The sequence below is a fragment of the Belnapia sp. F-4-1 genome, from assembly GCF_000802185.1.
GTDB lineage: Bacteria > Pseudomonadota > Alphaproteobacteria > Acetobacterales > Acetobacteraceae > Belnapia.
Genome location: NZ_KN676113.1, coordinates 1,529,097 through 1,545,491, shown reverse-complemented (window position 1 = coordinate 1,545,491; position 16,395 = coordinate 1,529,097). Strand labels below are relative to the sequence as shown.

General features: G+C 71.6%; 17 protein-coding genes. 9 read left to right on the top strand and 8 right to left on the bottom strand.

Features of this window, described 5'->3' with window-relative positions:
• Positions 1 to 15: 15 nt before the first annotated feature.
• Entirely contained in the window at positions 16 to 954 is a 939-nt protein-coding gene (locus tag LH62_RS07505) for a bifunctional riboflavin kinase/FAD synthetase (RefSeq protein ID WP_043360308.1), read from the bottom strand.
• 189 nt (positions 955 to 1,143) lie between these two features.
• On the opposite strand from LH62_RS07505, the gene LH62_RS07500 reads away from it, so the two are divergent.
• The 4 genes from LH62_RS07500 to LH62_RS07490 all read left to right on the top strand — a co-directional run bounded on the left by LH62_RS07500 (position 1,144) and on the right by LH62_RS07490 (position 3,412).
• The gene (locus LH62_RS07500; RefSeq protein WP_043360307.1) at positions 1,144 to 2,274 is read left to right on the top strand and encodes a M20 family metallopeptidase; all 1,131 of its coding nucleotides are present in this window, start codon (positions 1,144 to 1,146) and stop codon (positions 2,272 to 2,274) included.
• 10 nt (positions 2,275 to 2,284) lie between these two features.
• The gene (locus LH62_RS32315; protein WP_255359986.1) at positions 2,285 to 2,659 is read left to right on the top strand and encodes an SDR family NAD(P)-dependent oxidoreductase; all 375 of its coding nucleotides are present in this window, start codon (positions 2,285 to 2,287) and stop codon (positions 2,657 to 2,659) included.
• The gene (locus LH62_RS32310; protein WP_255359985.1) at positions 2,560 to 2,952 is read left to right on the top strand and encodes an SDR family NAD(P)-dependent oxidoreductase; all 393 of its coding nucleotides are present in this window, start codon (positions 2,560 to 2,562) and stop codon (positions 2,950 to 2,952) included. The genes LH62_RS32315 and LH62_RS32310 overlap by 100 nt, the downstream gene beginning before the upstream one ends.
• 229 nt (positions 2,953 to 3,181) lie before the next feature.
• Positions 3,182 to 3,412: a hypothetical protein gene (locus LH62_RS07490; protein ID WP_043360305.1), complete on the top strand. Its 231-nt coding sequence runs from the start codon at positions 3,182 to 3,184 to the stop codon at positions 3,410 to 3,412.
• A 10-nt stretch (positions 3,413 to 3,422) separates the two neighbouring features.
• Here the strand turns inward: LH62_RS07490 and metW are convergent, their stop codons facing one another.
• Positions 3,423 to 4,022 carry a methionine biosynthesis protein MetW gene (gene metW, locus LH62_RS07485; RefSeq protein ID WP_043365358.1) on the bottom strand — a complete coding sequence of 200 codons (600 nt, stop codon included), beginning with the start codon at positions 4,020 to 4,022 and terminating at the stop codon, positions 3,423 to 3,425.
• Positions 4,023 to 4,180: 158 nt separating this feature from the next.
• Between metW and LH62_RS07480 the strand changes: the two genes are divergently transcribed.
• The 3 genes from LH62_RS07480 to LH62_RS31050 all read left to right on the top strand — a co-directional run bounded on the left by LH62_RS07480 (position 4,181) and on the right by LH62_RS31050 (position 5,368).
• Positions 4,181 to 4,381, top strand: a complete 201-nt coding sequence (locus LH62_RS07480; protein ID WP_043360303.1) for a hypothetical protein — start codon at positions 4,181 to 4,183, stop codon at positions 4,379 to 4,381.
• 78 nt (positions 4,382 to 4,459) lie between these two features.
• Positions 4,460 to 5,119 carry a hypothetical protein gene (locus tag LH62_RS07475; RefSeq protein WP_043360301.1) on the top strand — a complete coding sequence of 220 codons (660 nt, stop codon included), beginning with the start codon at positions 4,460 to 4,462 and terminating at the stop codon, positions 5,117 to 5,119.
• 99 nt (positions 5,120 to 5,218) lie between these two features.
• Positions 5,219 to 5,368 (top strand): hypothetical protein, encoded by a 150-nt coding sequence (locus tag LH62_RS31050; protein ID WP_160299793.1) that lies wholly within the window; start codon positions 5,219 to 5,221, stop codon positions 5,366 to 5,368.
• A 216-nt stretch (positions 5,369 to 5,584) separates the two neighbouring features.
• Here the strand turns inward: LH62_RS31050 and LH62_RS07465 are convergent, their stop codons facing one another.
• Positions 5,585 to 6,496 carry a cation diffusion facilitator family transporter gene (locus LH62_RS07465; RefSeq protein WP_043360297.1) on the bottom strand — a complete coding sequence of 304 codons (912 nt, stop codon included), beginning with the start codon at positions 6,494 to 6,496 and terminating at the stop codon, positions 5,585 to 5,587.
• Between the two features lie 3 nt (positions 6,497 to 6,499).
• Positions 6,500 to 6,859 carry an HPF/RaiA family ribosome-associated protein gene (locus LH62_RS07460; protein WP_052213894.1) on the bottom strand — a complete coding sequence of 120 codons (360 nt, stop codon included), beginning with the start codon at positions 6,857 to 6,859 and terminating at the stop codon, positions 6,500 to 6,502.
• 104 nt (positions 6,860 to 6,963) lie between these two features.
• On the opposite strand from LH62_RS07460, the gene LH62_RS07455 reads away from it, so the two are divergent.
• Positions 6,964 to 8,745, top strand: a complete 1,782-nt coding sequence (locus LH62_RS07455) for an SLC13 family permease (protein WP_043360296.1) — start codon at positions 6,964 to 6,966, stop codon at positions 8,743 to 8,745.
• On the opposite strand, the gene LH62_RS07450 is transcribed toward LH62_RS07455, so the two are convergent.
• Positions 8,684 to 11,881, bottom strand: coding sequence for a DEAD/DEAH box helicase (locus LH62_RS07450; protein WP_052213891.1), 3,198 nt, complete (start codon positions 11,879 to 11,881; stop codon positions 8,684 to 8,686). The genes LH62_RS07455 and LH62_RS07450 overlap by 62 nt on opposite strands.
• A 174-nt stretch (positions 11,882 to 12,055) precedes the next feature.
• Here LH62_RS07450 and LH62_RS07445 point away from each other — a divergent pair, with 174 nt between their 5' ends.
• On the top strand, positions 12,056 to 13,369 hold the full coding sequence (locus tag LH62_RS07445) for an NAD(P)/FAD-dependent oxidoreductase (RefSeq protein ID WP_052213886.1): 1,314 nt from the start codon (positions 12,056 to 12,058) through the stop codon (positions 13,367 to 13,369).
• A gap of 7 nt (positions 13,370 to 13,376) precedes the next feature.
• On the opposite strand, the gene LH62_RS07440 is transcribed toward LH62_RS07445, so the two are convergent.
• From LH62_RS07440 to LH62_RS07430, 3 genes are all read right to left on the bottom strand, one after another.
• Positions 13,377 to 13,910, bottom strand: a complete 534-nt coding sequence (locus LH62_RS07440) for a ferritin-like domain-containing protein (RefSeq protein ID WP_043360295.1) — start codon at positions 13,908 to 13,910, stop codon at positions 13,377 to 13,379.
• A gap of 81 nt (positions 13,911 to 13,991) precedes the next feature.
• Positions 13,992 to 14,357 (bottom strand): hypothetical protein, encoded by a 366-nt coding sequence (locus tag LH62_RS07435; protein ID WP_043360294.1) that lies wholly within the window; start codon positions 14,355 to 14,357, stop codon positions 13,992 to 13,994.
• Positions 14,358 to 14,450: 93 nt separating this feature from the next.
• Positions 14,451 to 16,301, bottom strand: coding sequence for a potassium transporter Kup (locus tag LH62_RS07430; RefSeq protein WP_043360292.1), 1,851 nt, complete (start codon positions 16,299 to 16,301; stop codon positions 14,451 to 14,453).
• Positions 16,302 to 16,395: the final 94 nt, after the last annotated feature.

Below are 16,395 nucleotides of genomic sequence, written 5' to 3'. Positions count from 1 at the left end.
GGTCAAGTATAGGGGTCAGGTATCCTGCGCCAGCGCCGCCCGCGCATCCTCCGCATCCTGGGCGATGGCCACCTTCAGCGCCTCCAGCCCGTCGAATTTGGCATCGGCCCGCAGGAAATGCCGCAGCCGGACGCCGATCTCCTGGCCGTAGAGGTCGCCCGAGAAGTCGAAGAGGTAGGTTTCCAGCCTGGTCTCCGGGTCGCCGCCCAAGGTCGGCCGCCGGCCGATATTGGAGACGCCCTTCACCTCCCGCCCGTCCGGCAGCATCGCCGTCACCGCATAGACCCCGCGCGCCGGCTCCAGGTGCCGGCCGAGCCAGAGATTGGCGGTCGGCCAGCCCAGCACCCGGCCGAGCTTGTCGCCGTGCACCACCTCGCCGCGGATGTCCCAGGGGCGGCCGAGCATGGCCGTTGCCCGCTCCGGATAGCCGTCCTGCAGGGCACGGCGGATACGGGTGGAGGAGACAGGACCCTGCGCATCCGTGACGGGCGGCACGATGGTCAGCCCGATGCCCGCCGCCTCGGCCAGGCCGGTAAGCGTGCCGGCATCGCCGCCGCGCCGGTGGCCGAAGGCGAAATCCTGGCCGCAAGCCAGGTGCACGGCGCCGAGCCCGTCCCGCAGCACCTCGGTGAAGAAACGCTCCGCCGGCATGGTGGCGAGCGCCGCGTCGAAGGGCAGCGCCACCACCAGCGCAGCGCCTGCCGCCCCCAGCGCCTCGGCCTTGGCGGGCAGCAGGGTGAGGCGGAAGGGCGGGTCCTCCGGGCGGAAATGCTCGCGCGGATGCGGCTCGAAGGTCAGCACCGCGAGCGGCGCCGAGGGCCGCGCCGCATGCGCCGCCGCCAGCACCGCCCGGTGGCCGATATGCACCCCATCCATGTTGCCGAGCGCGACGGTCGCCCCGCGCAGCCCGGGCGGCAGGTCACGCCAGTCGGAAAGGACGAGGGGCTGGGTCATGCCTCGGCGGTCTAGAGCAAACCCCGGATGGGTGGAATCACCCGGGAGGGGTAATTTGCTCGATCAAACAACAGGCGGAGGTGTTTCCGCGAGCGCAGCCGAGCGGACGCGCTTCCGACGAGGCCAGAGCGGGTGGACAAGCGCCGCGCCATCGCCAGAGTGGATGGAGACCGCAGCAGGACCGACCTCATGCCCCAGACCGATATCGGCAGCTCCGACCGCCTCCTCGCCGAGCTCAGGACCTGGGTGGAGCATGAGACCCCGACCACCGACGCCGCTGCCGTCAACGCCCTGCTCGATCGCTGCCAGGCCGATCTCGCCGGCGCCGGCGCCGCCATCGAGCGCCTGCCCGGGCGCGACGGCTTCGGCGACACGCTGATTGCCCGCACCCCGGGCGATGGCGCGCCGGTGGTGGTCGCCGGCCATCTCGACACGGTCTGGGACCACGGCACGCTGGCGAAGTCGATGCCCTGGCGCGTCGAGGGCGAGCGCGCCCATGGCCCCGGCATCTACGACATGAAGGCCGGCAGCTTCTTCGCCTTCCATTCGGTGCGGGAGATCCTGCGCCAGGGGGTGAAGACCCGCCGCCCCATCACCCTTCTGCTGACGCCGGACGAGGAAGTCGGCAGCCCGACCAGCCGCGCCCCGATCGAGGCCGCCGCCCGCGGCGCCTGCGCCGTGCTGATCCCGGAGCCGGCCGGCGGCAGTCAGGGCGCCTGCGTCACCGGCCGCAAGGGCACCGGCGGCTTCACCCTCACGGTCGAGGGCCGCAGCGCCCATGCCGGCGGCAACTGGTCCGAGGGGCGGAGCGCTGTCGTCGCCCTGGCCGGGGCGATCCTGAAGATCCACGCCCTGACCGACCTGGAGCGCGGCGTCACCACCAATGTCGCGCCGATCTGGGGCGGCACCCGGCCGAACGTCATCCCGCCCGAGGCCGGCTGCCGCATCGACTTCCGCGCCCCGAGCCTCGCCGAGGCGGAGCGCATGGTGGCCGCCATCCGCGCCTTGGCCGGCGAGGCGGACGGCATCCGCATCACCGTGGAAGGCGGCCTGAACCGCCCCCCGCTGGAAGAGAGCCCGGCCAACCTCGCCCTCTACGAGACCGCCCGCGCCATCGCCGCCCGCCAGGGCTACGACTTGCCGAAGCAGCACCGCGGCGGTGGGTCGGACGGCAATTTCACCGCCGCCATGGGCATCCCGACGCTGGACGGCCTCGGTTGCACCGGCGCCGGCGCCCATGCGCCGGAGGAGCATATCCGCTGGCCCGACCTGGCGCCGCGCTGCGCCGTGCTCTGCGAATTGCTGGAAACCCTGGGATAGGAGAGAGGCAATGCCGAAGGCCCTGATCATCGGCGCCGGGGACGGGCTTTCCGCCTCCCTCGCCCGGCTCCTTGCGCGGGAGGGCTACATGGTGGCGCTCGCCGCCCGCAACACTGCCAAGCTCGCCGCCCTAGCCGCCGAGACCGGCGCCGCCACCCATGCCTGCGACGCCGCCGATGCCGCCCAGGTCGCCGCGCTGTTCGAGGCCGAGGGTGATGCCGAGGTGGTCGTCTACAACCCGAGCTACCGCACCCGCGGCCCGATCGCCGGGTTGGACCGGCCGAGGTGCAGAAGAGCCTCCAGGTCTGCGCCTTCGGTGGCTTCCTCGCGGTGCGCGAGGCGGCGCGGCGCATGCTGGCCGCCGGGCACGGCACCATCCTGTTGACCGGGGCCTCGGCCGGGGTGAAGGGCTATGCGCAGAGCGCCCCCTTCGCCATGGGGAAATTCGCCCTGCGCGGCCTCGCCCAGTCCGCCGCGCGGGAGCTGCACCCGCAGGGTGTGCATGTGGGGCACATTGTCATCGATGGTGGCATCCGGAGCACACTCCACCCGGATAGCGGGCAAGACAGCCTGCTTGATCCCGATGCGATTGCAGCAAGCTACCTCCAGCTCATCCGCCAGCCGCGCAATGCGTGGAGTTGGGAGATTGAAATTCGCCCATGGGTTGAGAAATTCTGATTCTCATCCCAATATCGCGACATTGACCAAGGGCCAGCGACACAACTCAAAGATGTGCCGTAACCTGAAATAGAAAAAAAGGATGCGGAGGAACGCGTCGTGGGCGATATTTACGCCCATCCCTCGGTGCTTGCGCAGGCGCGTGCAACCTCAGAACGACTCCGATGTTGCTGTGTCGCTGAGTCAATAGTATGTGTGCTGTGCAATCACATTAGCCGGAGCGTGCTGGATGCGTGCCGCGTTCAAGCCTCTCGATACCGAGTCCGAGCCTGAATCTCCCGATCAGTCTGCCCTCCGCCTGATGCTTTCCTATGTAGAAGCGGAATGCCTGCGGATCGGTGCCACCGAGGCCGCGCGCCATGTCGCCCTCGCCGTCTCCAACCTGCCGGACCCGGTGGCCGCCACCGCCGCCCCGCGCACACCGGCCCCCGCACGCCCGCGCAACGCCCGCCTGCACTGAGCCTGCCCGGCTAGCCTCGCCGCAGCAGGAACAGCGCCTGCTCGCCAAACAAGTTGGCGAGCCGCGGCGACCGCTTCCAGGGCGCCTTCAGCCCGCGCTCATCCACTGCCAGCCACTGCTCGACCGCGTAGCCCTCGAGGGTGCAGAGGTCGAAGAAGTCCTGGATGGTGCAGGGGTGGATGTTCGGCGTCTCGTACCAGGCGCGGTGCCAGGTTTCCGTCATCGGCATCCGGCCGGTTGCGAGCACCTGCCACCGCACCAGCCAATGGCCGAAATTGGGGAAGCTGACGATCGCCCGCCGGCCGATCCGCAGCATCTGCCGCAACACCTCGCGCGGCCGCTCCACCGCCTGAAGCGTGCGGGAGAGCACCACATAGTCGAAGGCCCCGTCCGGATAGGAGGCGAGGTCATGGTCCGCATCGCCATGGATCACGGCGAGGCCGGCCGCCACGGCACGCGTCGCCTCTGCCATGTCGATCTCGATGCCGCGGGCATCGGCGCCCTTTTCGGCCGTGAGGTAGGCAAGCAGCGCCCCGTCGCCGCAGCCGATATCCAGCACGCGCGCGCCCGGCGTGATCATCTCGGCGATCAGCCGGAGATCGAGCCGCATGTTCTTGGCGACGTAGCGGATCGGGTAGGGCGCTTCGGGCATGGTCCCTTGCGATAGACCCGCACCGCCCCGGCCGCAACGCTTCCTTCATCTCTTCCATGGCCCCATGCCGCTCCTCTCCATCGAGAGGCGAGGAACCCACGCATGACCCGGCCCCCATGCCGGCCCTGACGAACGCCCTGGCCCGGTTCATCCGGCCCGGCCAGGGGCGCGGCTTCGCCGGCTTGCTGCTGGCGGCGGCCGACCGCCTGCCGCTCCGCGCCGATGCGGAGGCCCCCAGCCTCGCCCCGCTGCCGGAGGGCCCGGCCGCCGCCACGCAGGACCCGGCCGAAAGTCTTGCCCTCGCCCGCATCGCCTGAGCCGAGCGGCTCTGGGAGGAAGGCTGCCTCATTCCCGGCGGGCCGGCGGAGATCGAGCGGCTGTCCGGCCTGCTCCCCTTGTCGCCGGCGACAACGCTGCTGCTGGTCGGCCGCGATGCCGGCGGGGCGGCCGGAACCATCATCAGCCGGCGCGGGGCCTGGGTTGCCGCCTACCAGCACGACCCGTTCCTGGCCGGGCGAATGGCGCTCCGCCTCCGCCCCTTCGGCCGCCGTGCCCTGGTGCTGCCCTGGGAGCCGGACCAACCTGCCTTCCGCCCCCGCTATCACCACCACGCCCTGGCCTTGGAGCCCTTGGCCGGCGGCGGCGCCTTCGACAGTACCATCGAGGCCCTGGCCAAGGCGCTGAAGCCCGATGCCCAACTCGTCCTGCTGGAGATCGTTCGCGGCGGCGGCTCCGCCTCCCGCCCGATCCTCGACCGCTGGCTCGCCCTTGAAGGCCGCGCGGTTTCGCCGCCGGACCGCGGCGCGGCCGAGGGCGCGCTCCAGGCGGCCGGCTTCCATATTCGTGTCGCCGAGAATGCCGCGCCCCGGCAATGCGCCGCCGTCATCGAGAACTGGACCCGGCTGATCCGGGAACTGCGTGCCGCCGGCGCTGGCCCCCTGCGCAGCGGCGCCGCCGGCCTGATCGAGGAGGCGGAACTCTGGCTGCTGCGCCACCGGCTGCTGAGCAGCGGCGCCATCGGCCTCTGCCGCTGGCATGCGACGCTCAGGCGGTGAGTACCGCATTCCCCGCATGGCTGGGGGGATATCCCGCCGCTGCTGGGCGGCGCCCGCAAACCCCAGATGCAGTCACGCAAGATGCAAAAGGAGAGAGTGATGTTGTCCGCAGTCTTCGGCGTTCTCGGTCTCGGTGCCGGCATGGCGCTGGTGCTCTGGGGCGCTGCGGTTCGCCGCGGCATGGAGCGGGACGGTGTCCTGCACGGGGCCGGGCTGATGCCGGCCGGTGCGGCGCAGGACGTGGTCTGACAAGATGTGACCGGGGAGCCGCGAAACCCCCGGCCGCCTGCCCGGTTGGTTCTGAACGCGATCCGGGCGGCGCTTCATACCATCCGGCACGAGCGGGGGTGATCCCCGCCGCGTGGTGGGGGCGTATCCCTCACCCGGCCGGACGCCGGGCCGACACGTCAAGGCATAGAGCCGCCCGCCGGGGGATTGCTCCCTCCCGGCGGGCGGCTTGCCGTTTCAGGCAGCGACCCGCTTCGGCCGCAGGAAGATGCGCGTCACCTCCGGGTGCTGGTCCTCGATGCGGCGGGTCAGCTCCCGCGCCGCCTGCTCCACCCCGGCGCCCGGTAGCTCGTCGGCCAGGTCGATGGTCACCGCCATCAGCACCTCCGCCGGGCCGAGATGCATGCTGAGCAGCTCATCCACTGCCTTCACCCGCGGGTCGGCGGTGAGCGTCGCGCGCACTTCCGCCACCAGCCGCGGCGAGGCCGCCTCGCCGGTGAGCAAGCTCCGCGTCTCGTTTGCGAGGAAACCCGCCGTCAGCACCAGCAGCAGGCCGATGCCGATGGAGGCCGCGCCGTCCAGCGCCGGCATGTCGAGCCATTCCGCAAGGCCAAGCCCGACGAGCGCAATGGCGAGCCCCGCCAGCGCCGCCGCATCCTCAAGCAGAACGGCGAAAACGCCTGGGTCCTTGCTTGCCCTGATCGCCTGCCAGAAAGGCTCGCCCGCATGGCTCCGGCGGAACTCCCGGAAGGCGACGCGGAAGGACAGGCTTTCGAACAGGACCGAGGCGCCAAGCACGAGGAAGTTGACCCAGGCGTTCTCGACCGGCTCAGGCGCCACGATCTTTCGCCAGCCCTCGTAGATCGACACTGCGCCGCCGAGCGCAAAGATCATCAGCGCGACGACGAAGGCCCAGAAATACAGCTCCATGCCATGGCCAAAGGGATGCCGCGGCGAAGGCGGCCGCGCCGCACGCCGCAGCCCGACCAGCAGCAGTCCCTGGTTGCCGGTATCGACGGCCGAATGGATCGCCTCGCTCAGCATGGCGCTGGAGCCAGTGTAGAGCGCGGCGGCCAGCTTGGTGGCGGCGATGGCGAGGTTGCCCGCCAGCGCCGCCAGAATCACCCGGCGGGAGCCGCCATGGGCCATGGACTAGATGAGGCCTTCCTTGTCCGGGTTGACCGGCTTGTCCTCGCGCAATTCGCGCTTCCGTCGCCGCAGCTGCTTCGCCACATGCTCCAGCGCCTCGTTGAAGGCGATCGGCGCTTCCGCCGCCTCGGCCGAGCCGTCAAAGAACAAGCCCTTGCCGGCATGGATCCGCACCGAGCAGGAAAAGCCCCCATGGCCGGTGCGGGAGAAGCGCGCCGTCATGTCCTCGGCGCCGAGATACTTCTCCGCCACCGCCGTCAGCTTGTCGGTCACATGGGTGCGCAACGCCTCGCCCACATCCATCTGGTGGCCATGGATGGCGATGGCCGGGCTGTCCGCCGCATTGTTTTCGTCGGGGCGCATCGATCTCCCTCTCGTCTCTGTGGTGCCGTGGGCGAACGCCGCCCGGGCGGGCCCGTTGCACCGTGGCGCGGAACCAGAGCGGCCTTCGGGCTGTTGGCGCCTCCGTGACTCTTGATCAGGCCCTCGCCTTCGGCATCCTCGGTGTGACCGTAGGCCTCTTCGCCTGGGGCCGGCTGCCTTATGACTTGGTGGCGATGCTGGCCCTGCTCGCCGGCCTCGTCACCGGCATCGTGCCGGCCGAGGCGGCCTTCACCGGCTTCAGCGACGACATCGTCATCATCGTCGCCTCCGCGCTGCTGGTCAGCGCCGCCGTCGCCCGCTCCGGCGCGGTGGAGCGGCTGATGCGGCCGCTGCTGCCGCACCTCACCAGCGTCAGGACGCAGGTGCCGGCGCTGGTCGCAGCCGTCATGGCCGCCTCGGTGGTGACGAAGAATATCGGCGCCCTCGCCATCTTCATGCCGGTCGCCTTGCAGCTCGCGCGGCGCACCGGCACGCCGCCTTCTGCCCTGCTGATGCCGATGGCCTTCGCCTCGCTGCTCGGCGGGCTCGTGACGCTGATCGGCACCTCGCCCAACATCATCGTCTCCCGCGTCAGGGAGCAGGTCACGGGCGAGCCCTTCCGCATGTTCGACTATGCACCGGTCGGCGCGGCGATCGCGGTGGCGGGCCTTGTCTTCCTCAGCGTCGGGTGGCGGCTGCTGCCGCGCGGGCGGCAGGGCAGCGCCGGCCAGGCGACGGTGGCGATCGAATCCTACACCACGGAGACGCGCGTCCCCGCCGAGAGCCCGCTCATCGGCCGGACCATCGCCGACCTCGTGGCGATGGGCGAGGGGCGAATCACCGTCGGCACCATGCTGCGCGACCGCTTCCGCCGCGAGAACCCGCCCAGCGAGGTCGTGCTGAAGTTCGGCGACCTGCTGATCCTCGAGGGCGATCCGGAGGAGCTGGAATCCCTTGTCGCGCAGGCCGGCCTCACCCTGGTCGGCGAGAAGCCGACCGGCGGCGAGGAGGTGCCGGAGGACGAGAAAACGGTGGTGGAGGGCGTCATCACCGCCGAATCCCCGTTGGTCGGCGCGACGCCTGCCGGCGCCTCGCTCGCCGGGCGCTTCGGCGTCAGCCTGCTGGCCGTCAGCCGCCGCGGGTCACGCATCGCCGAGCGGCTGAACACGCTGAAGCTTCGCCGCGGCGACGTCGCCATCCTGAAGGGTGAGGCGGCGCGCCTTCCCGACACCCTGGCCGCGCTGCGCATCCTGCCGCTGACGGAGCGCGGCATCGCCCTCGGCCGCAGCCGGCGGAGCTGGCTGCCGGCGATCATCCTCGCCGTAGCGATGGCGGCCGTGGCGCTGAACCTGGTGCCGGTCGCCGTCGCCTTCTTCGCCGCCTCGGTCCTGCTGCTGGTGATCCGCGCGCTGACGCCGCAGGAGGCCTACAACGCCGTCGAATGGCCGGTGATCGTGCTGCTCGGCGCGCTCATCCCCGTTTCCGAGGCGGTGCGCAGCACGGGCGGGACGGAGCTGATCGCCGGCTGGCTGTCGGGCGCCGTCGAGCACCTGCCGCCGATGGGGTCGCTCGCCCTCATCATGGTGGCGGCGATGGCGGTGACGCCCTTCCTCAACAACGCCGCGACGGTGCTGATGCTCGGCCCCATCGCCGGCAGCCTGGCGCAGCGGCTGGGGATGAGCCCGGATGCCTTCCTGATGGCGGTCGCGCTCGGCGCCGCCTGCGACTTCCTCACCCCCATCGGCCACCAGTGCAACACGCTGGTGATGGGGCCCGGCGGGTACCGGTTCGGCGACTACTGGCGGCTCGGCCTGCCGCTCTCGCTCATCGTGCTGCTGGTCGGCGTGCCGATGATCGCCCTGGTCTGGCCTCTGCACGGGCCTTGACGACGGAGGCCAGCAGCGCCTCCGCCGCCGCCAGCCGCTCCGCCTGGGTTTCGCTCGCCCGGCGCAGCAGCAGCCTGCCCTTCTCCTGCCCGCGCCACGTCGCCGCCGCGGCGAGCGGCCCCACATCGAGCTTCCCGATGCCGAGCCGCCGGCAGCGCGCCGAGACCCGGGCCAGGGCGAAGAGCTGGGCGAGCGGCGTCGGGGCGGGGCCGAAGCGGTCCTCCATCTCATCCTCCAGCGCTTCCACACCCGCCGTATCCCCGGCGCGCAGCAGGCCCGCGATGCGTCCGTGCAGGGAGACGCGCAGCGCCTCCTCCGGCACATGCTCCGGCGGTACATAGGCATCGACGCCGATGGCGAGGTCCGGGCTCCAGGCCTCCGGCGGCGCCTCTCCGCGCGCCACGGCCAGCGCCCGGTCGAGCAGGTGGCGGTAGAGCTCCAGCCCGACGAGCTTCAGATGCCCCGCCTGCTCCTCGCCCAGCAGGTCGCCGGCGCCGCGCAGGTCGAGGTCGCGCGCGCTGATGGCGAAGCCGGCACCGACGCGGTCCAGCGCTTCCAGCATCGCCAGCCGCCGCTCCGTCGCCGGGCCGATCCGGGCCTTCGGGTCGGTCAGCAGATAGGCGACGCCCCGCACCCGCCCGCGCCCGACCCGGCCGCGCAGCTGGTGGAGCTGCGCCAGGCCGAAGCGGTCTGCTTGGCAGACCAGCATCGTATTCGCCCGCGGTACGTCGAGCCCCGCCTCGACGATGTTGGTCGAGAGCAGCACGTCGCCCTCGCCCTCGGCGAAGCGCACCATGGCGGCATCCACCTCCGCCGCCGGCATGCCGCCATGCGCCTCGATCAGGGTGAGGTCCGGCACCAGCCCGGCCAGGCGCTCGCGCATCGGCGCGATATCCTCGATGCGCGGGCAGACGCAGAAGCTCTGCCCGCCACGCCCGGCCTCGCGCCGCAGCGCGCCGGCCAGCAGCGCATCCTCGATCGGCGCGCGGATGGTGCGCACCGGCTGCCGCCGCGCCGGCGGCGTGGCGATGACGCTCAGCTCCCGCAGCCCGACCAGCGTCGCCTGCAAGGTGCGGGGGATGGGCGTCGCCGTCAGCGTCAGCGTGTGCAGGCCGTCGACGCGGCGGAGGCGCCGCAGCTGCTCCTTCTGCGCCGCGCCGAAGCGCTGCTCCTCGTCGACGATCATCAGGGCGAGGTCGCGGAAGCGGATGCCGCGGGCCGCCAGCGCCTGGGTGCCGATGACGATCGCCACCTCGCCCCGCGCCATCGCCGCCTTGATCTCGCGCGCCTCGGCGGGCGGCGTCAGCCGCGACAGCGCCTCGATGCGGAGATCGAACCCGGCGAAGCGCCGGCGGAAGCTCTCCAGGTGTTGCCGCACCAGAACCGTGGTCGGCGCCAGCAGCGCCACCTGATGCCCGCCGAGCGCCGCCACCGCCGCGGCGCGGATCGCCACCTCGGTCTTGCCGAAGCCGACATCGCCGCAGACCAGCCGGTCCATCGGCCGGCCGGAAGCGAGGTCGCCCAGCACCGCGGTGATGGCCGCCGCCTGGGCCTCCGTCAGCTCATGTGGGAAGCGCGCTGCGAGCCGGGCGTACTCATTCGGCGGCGGCCGCAGCGCCGGGGCGCGGGCCTGCTCCCGTGCCCGCACCAGGGCGAGCAGCGCCCGTGCGCTCTCGGCCACCGCTGCCTCCGCTTCCGCGCGCCGCTTCGGCCAGGCCTCGCCGCCGAGCCGGTCGAGGGAAAGGCCCTCCGCTTCCGCCCCGTAGCGCCAGATGCGGTCCAGCTCGCCGAAGGGCACGATCTGCGTCGCATCGGCGTAACGCAGCCTGAGGCAGTCGAGGCGGGCCTCGCCGGCCTCCACCTGCTCCACGCCCTCCAGCGCGCCGAGCCCGTGGTCGAGATGGATCACCGCGTCGCCCGGCTGCAACCGCGCGCTGGCGGCGAAGAGAGCCTCCGCGCCGGGGTCGCGCCCCGCCCCGGTGGCGGCGCGGATCGAGGCATAGGGCACCACCACCGCCGGCTCGGCCTCGAAGCCCCGGACATCGGCGGCGAGCAGGGCGATGCTGCCCGGCGGCAGGGCGAGCAGCGCCGGCCAGTCGGCGACCGTCACCGCCTCGCCGAGCCGCCGGGCGAGCCTGCGCGCCCCGCGTCCCCCCCCACTGGCGATGGCGATGCGGCGCCCAGCCGCGCGCTGCGCCTCGGCATAGTCGAGGAAGGCGGCCTCAGGATCCTCTGCCTCGGCGAAGCGTGGTGGAGCAGCGCCCTTCTCCGGCGAGATGCGTTCCAGCCGGCGGCCGCCGAACAGGTTCTCGCCGCCATGGAGCGCATCCGGCGGCGAGCCCGCCGGGCCGAGCGCGATGCGGGTGCGGAAGGCCTCCGTCACTTCCGCCCGGCGCTGCGTCAGGGCCGCCTCCGCCTCGGCATCCAGCAGCACCGTGGCCTGTGGCAGCAGGTCGAGCGGCGCGATCAGCGATGCGGCATGCTCGGGCAGCGCATGCTCCAGCCCCGGCGGGCGGGATTCGAGCAGCGGGTCGTCCGCCGCCAGCACCACTTCGGAGGCGGGGCCGAATTCCAGCGCCTCGATCTCCTCGTCGAGGCTGCGCTGGCTCAGGATGTCGAGCCGGTGGATGCCGGCGATGCGCCCCTCCTCCAGCCGCAGCCGCCAGGCCACCTCCGCCTCGGCGGGCCAGAGGTCGATCACCTCGCCATGCAGCGCTGCCTCGCCCGGCTCGTCGACGCGCTGGTCGAGCACGTAGCCGAGGCGGAGCAGGTCGCGGCGCAGGGCGTCCATATCCGGCGCATCGCCGCAGGCGAGCCGCAGCCGCTCCGTCACCCGGGGCAGGCGCTGACCGATCGTCTCCGCCGAGGCGATCAGCAGCCCCGGCGGCAGCCCGGCGGCGAGCGCCATCCGCTGCCCCATCACCGCCCGCGACGGCGAGACACGGTCATAGGGCAGGCAGTCCCAGCCCGGCAGCAGCGAGACCGCGGCATCCGCCGGCGCCAGCGCCCGCACCGCCCGATGCAGCCGCGCGGCCCGTCCCTCGCTCCGCGCGACGAAGACGAGTCCCGCCTCTCCCGCCGCCAGCATGCGCTCGACGAGGCAGGCGGCCAGCATCCCTTCCGGTTCCGCGATCACACGGCGATCCCCCAAAGCGGATGCGGAGAACGCCGCTCACGGCGGAAGGCTGCTTGCCCACGGCCGCAACGCTTGGCCCCTGCGATCGCGCCCTGTTCATCCGGTCCCGTGCCACCACCCGCGTTACCGGCCTGACCCAGCCTCGAAGGACACCGCCCGCCATGGAGATGCCGCATGTCCGCTAGCACGCCCTTCCGCGTCGTCATCATCGGCGCCGGCTTCGGCGGGCTGGAAGCGGCGCGCGCCATGGCCCGGGCACCGGCCGAGATCACCCTGATCGACCGGCACAACCACCACCTCTTCCAGCCGCTGCTCTATCAGGTGGCGACGGCGGCGCTGTCGCCGGGCGACATCGCCTGGCCGGTCCGCACCATCTTCCGCCGCCAGCGCAATGTGCGGGTGATGATGGCCAAGGTGACCGGCATCGACACCGCGGCGCGCGAGGTTTCGGCCGGCCCCGGCCACCGCATCCCCTATGACGCGCTGGTGCTGGCGACGGGCGCGACCCACTCCTATTTCGGCCGCGACGACTGGGCGCCCGTCGCGCCCGGCCTCAAGACCATCGAGGATGCGACGGATATCCGCCGCCGCCTGCTGCTCGCCTTCGAGCGGGCCGAACTCACGGAGGACGAGGCGGAGCGGCGGCGCCTGCTGACCTTCACCGTCATCGGCGGCGGGCCGACGGGGGTGGAGTTGGCCGGCGCCATGGCGGAGCTCGCCCGCCACGCCATGCCGCGCGAATTCCGCCGCATCGACCCGGCCATGGCACGCATCGTGCTTGTCGAGGCAGGGCCGCGCGTGCTGCCGAGCTTCCCGGAGGAACTCGGCGCCAAGGCGCGGCAGTTGCTGGAGCGGATGGGTGTGCAGGTGCTGACGGGCCTCCGCGTCACCGGCTGCGATGCGACGGGCCTCGATTGCGGCGAGGAGCGGATCGCCGCCAGCACCATCGTCTGGGCGGCGGGGGTCGTCGCCTCGCCGGTCGGGGCCTGGATCGGGGCAGAGCGGGACCGCGCCGGGCGGATCAAGGTCGGGCCTGACCTGTCGGTGCCCGGCCGGGCGGACGTCTTCGCGCTCGGCGACACGGCCGCGGTCACGGATGGCAGGGGCAAGCCGGTGCCGGGCAATGCGCCGGCGGCGAAGCAGATGGGGCGCCATGTCGGCCGGTTGCTCGCGGCCCGCGCGGCGGGGCAGGCCGAGCCGCCGCCCTTCCGCTACCGGCACCATGGCGACCTCGCCACCATCGGCCGCCGCTCCGCCGTGGTGGAACTGGGCCGCATTCGCCTCACCGGCCTGGTCGGCTGGTGGTTCTGGGGCCTCGCCCATGTCTGGTACCTGATCGGCTTCCGCAGCCGGATCGTCGTCTCCTTCGAATGGCTCTGGAGCTACCTGACCTTCCAGCGCGGCGCCCGGCTCATCACCGGGCGCGAGCCGAAGGGCGGCAACGCAACGCCCGTGCCGGGGCAGGCACGGGCGCTGGAGAGGGTGTAGCGGCCGCTCAGGCCGTGCCGCCCGAGCCGCCCATCGGTGCGTCGGCCGGCAGGGTCTGCATCGCCGCCGGGTTGACCTCCTGCTCGGCGATCCGGGTCAGCAGCTCATCGGTATCCTTCTCCTCCTTGAGCGTCTGGGAGAGGAGGTCGGCGGCCTTGGTCTGGCCCATGGCTTTCAGCATCGAACACAGCGTGCCGTAGGCCGCCATCTCGTAATGCTCGACCTTCTGCGAGGCGGCGATGAGGGCGGCGTCGAGCACCGGGCCCCCCTCCAGCTCCTCCATCAGGTCGTCGGCCTCCTCGACCAGCCCTTCCATGGCGGCGCAGCTCTCGCCGTCCGGCTCCATGCCGAGCATCCGGCAGACTTCCTCCAGCCGCTCCACCTGGCGCTCGGTCTGCTCGCTGTGCTCGCGGAAGGCCTGCTTCAGCGTGGGCGAGGTGGCGGCCTCCTCCAATTCCGGCAGGGCGGCAAGGATCTGGTTCTCGGCGCTGTAGGTGTCCTGCAGCGAGAGTTCGAGCAGGTCCATGATGGTATCGGCCATGGTCGCATCCTTGGGAAACAGTTCCGGGACTACGAACGACCCCCGGGCCGGGCAGGTTGCCCGCCCGGAGCGGAACGTCATTCAGCCGACGCCGACCACGCGGAAGCCGTAGTCGCGCCCGTTCGGCTCGCGGATGGTGATGTATTCCCCGGGCCGGAGCTGCCCTGCCTGGACGATCTGCACATGCGGGGCGGCATCCGCCGCCTCGCCCTCGGCCGGGGAGAAGGCGAGCGACCAGCCGGTCTGCTCGTTCCACTGCACCGTGCCGGGCTGCGGCGGCCCGTCCGGGCGGAAGCGCACCGCCGGCCAGGGCGCCGGATCGGCAAGCCAGGCATCGGGCTCGAGGTGCCCGCCCGGGGTCAGCGTCACCGATATCTCGTAGCGATGGTCCGCGCTGCCCTGCGGGAAGCCGGGGCCATTGGCCAGCACCAGGGTCACCAGGGGCATCGGCGGCATCATCCTCACAAGCTGCGGCAACGAATGACGTAACGCCCAGGCATCGGACGGGTTCAAGACGCCCCGTCGCGCGGCGGCGCGCGATCAGATGGCGACCCGTACCCCGAGCTCCACCACCCGGTCGGAGGGGATACGGAAGAACTCCGTCGCCGGCACCGCATTGCGCGACATGAAGGTGTAGAGCCATTGCCGCCAGCGCGACATCTTCGGCACCACCGCCTGCACCAGCGTTTCCCGCCCAAGGAAGTAGCTGGACTGCATCGGGTCGAAGGCGACGCCCGCGTCGCGCAGGCCTTCCAGCTCGCGCGGGATGTGCGGGCTTTCCTGGAAGCCGTAGCGCAGGATCACCCGGTGGATGCCGGCCGCGAGCTCCTGCACCTCGCGCCGCCGGTCCGGCCCGACCTGGGGCACGTCCTCGTTCAGCACGGTGACGAAGAGCACCCGCTCATGCAGGACCTTGTTGTGCTTCAGGTTGTGCAGCAGCGCGCCTGGCACGTAATCGGCCTGGCCGGTCATGAAGACGGCGATGCCGGGCACGCGGATCGTCCGGCTCTGCGGCAGCCGGGCGAGGAAGCTCTTCAGCGGCAGGCTGTCCTGGCGGAAGCGGGCGAAGAGCAGCTGCCGGCCGCGGTACCAGGTGTTCATCAGCAGCATCAGGATGCCGCCGAGCACCAGCGGGACGTAGCCGCCATCCGGGATCTTCAGCACGTTGGCGATGAAGAAGACGAGGTCGAGCAGCAGCAGCGGCCCGAAGACCAGCGTCACCAGCGCGATCGACCAGCCGAACTGCCGATGGAAGACCAGGATGGCGAGGCCCGAGGTGCAGACGAAGGTGCCCGTCACCGCGATGCCGTAGGCGGCCGCCAGGCTGTCCGAATTCTTGAAGGCCAGCACCAGCACGAGCACGCCCGCCAGCAGGGCGAAATTCACCTGCGGCAGGTAGATCTGCCCCTCCTCCGTCTCGCTGGTGTGCCGCACCTCCAGCCGTGGGGAGAAGCCGAGCTGCACGCATTGCCGCGCAATGGAGTAGGCGCCCGAGATCATCGCCTGGCTGGCGATGATGGTCGCAGCCGTCGCCAGGATCACCAGCGGCAGCCGCAGCCACTCCGGCGCCAGGAGGAAGAAGGGATTCTCGAGCGCGGCCGGATCCGAGAGCAGCAGCGCCCCCTGACCGAAATAGTTGAGCGCCAGGCAGGGCAGCACGAAGAACAGCCAGGCCAGCTTGATCGGCCGTTTGCCGAAATGCCCCATATCCGCATAGAGCGCCTCCGCCCCCGTCACCGCCAGCACGACGCTGCCCATGGCGATGAAGGCCGCCAGCCGGTAGGCGGCGCAGAAATGGATGGCATAGGTCGGCGAGAGGGCGACGAGCACCTCGGGCTCCCGCACGACCTCGATCAGTCCGAGCACGCCGATGGTGGCGAACCAGAGCGCGCAGACCGGCCCGAAGATCGCCCCCATGCTCCCGGTGCCGCGATACTGCACGATGAAGAGCGCGATCAGGACGAGGATCGAGAGCGGGATCACCGCCCCGTCGAAGCCGTCGGAGACGACCTTCAGCCCCTCCACCGCCGAGAGCACGGAGATGGCCGGGGTGATGATGCCATCGCCGAAGAAGAGGCAGGCGCCTGCCATGCCGACGAGCGCCACCCACCATCGCCCCTGTTCCGTCCGGGCGCTGCGTTGGGCAAGGGCCATCAGCGCCAGGATCCCGCCCTCTCCCTTGTTGTCGGCCCGGAGGACGAAGACGACGTATTTCACCGTGACGGTGAGGATGAGCGACCAGAAGATCAGGCTGAGCAGCCCAAGCACCTCCCACCGCTCCACCCCATCGGCGGCGAAATGCAGGACGGAAGCCTTGAGGGCATAGAGCGGGCTGGTGCCGATATCGCCATAGACGACGCCGAGCACGCCCAGGATCAGGGCGGGGGTCATTTCGCGCCGGGGGGCGGCGTCTGTGGGAGCGTGCAAGGATATGGGCCCGGGGGATCAGGGAGGCGTAACGCATAGGCCCGGTCCCGGTTGGCAC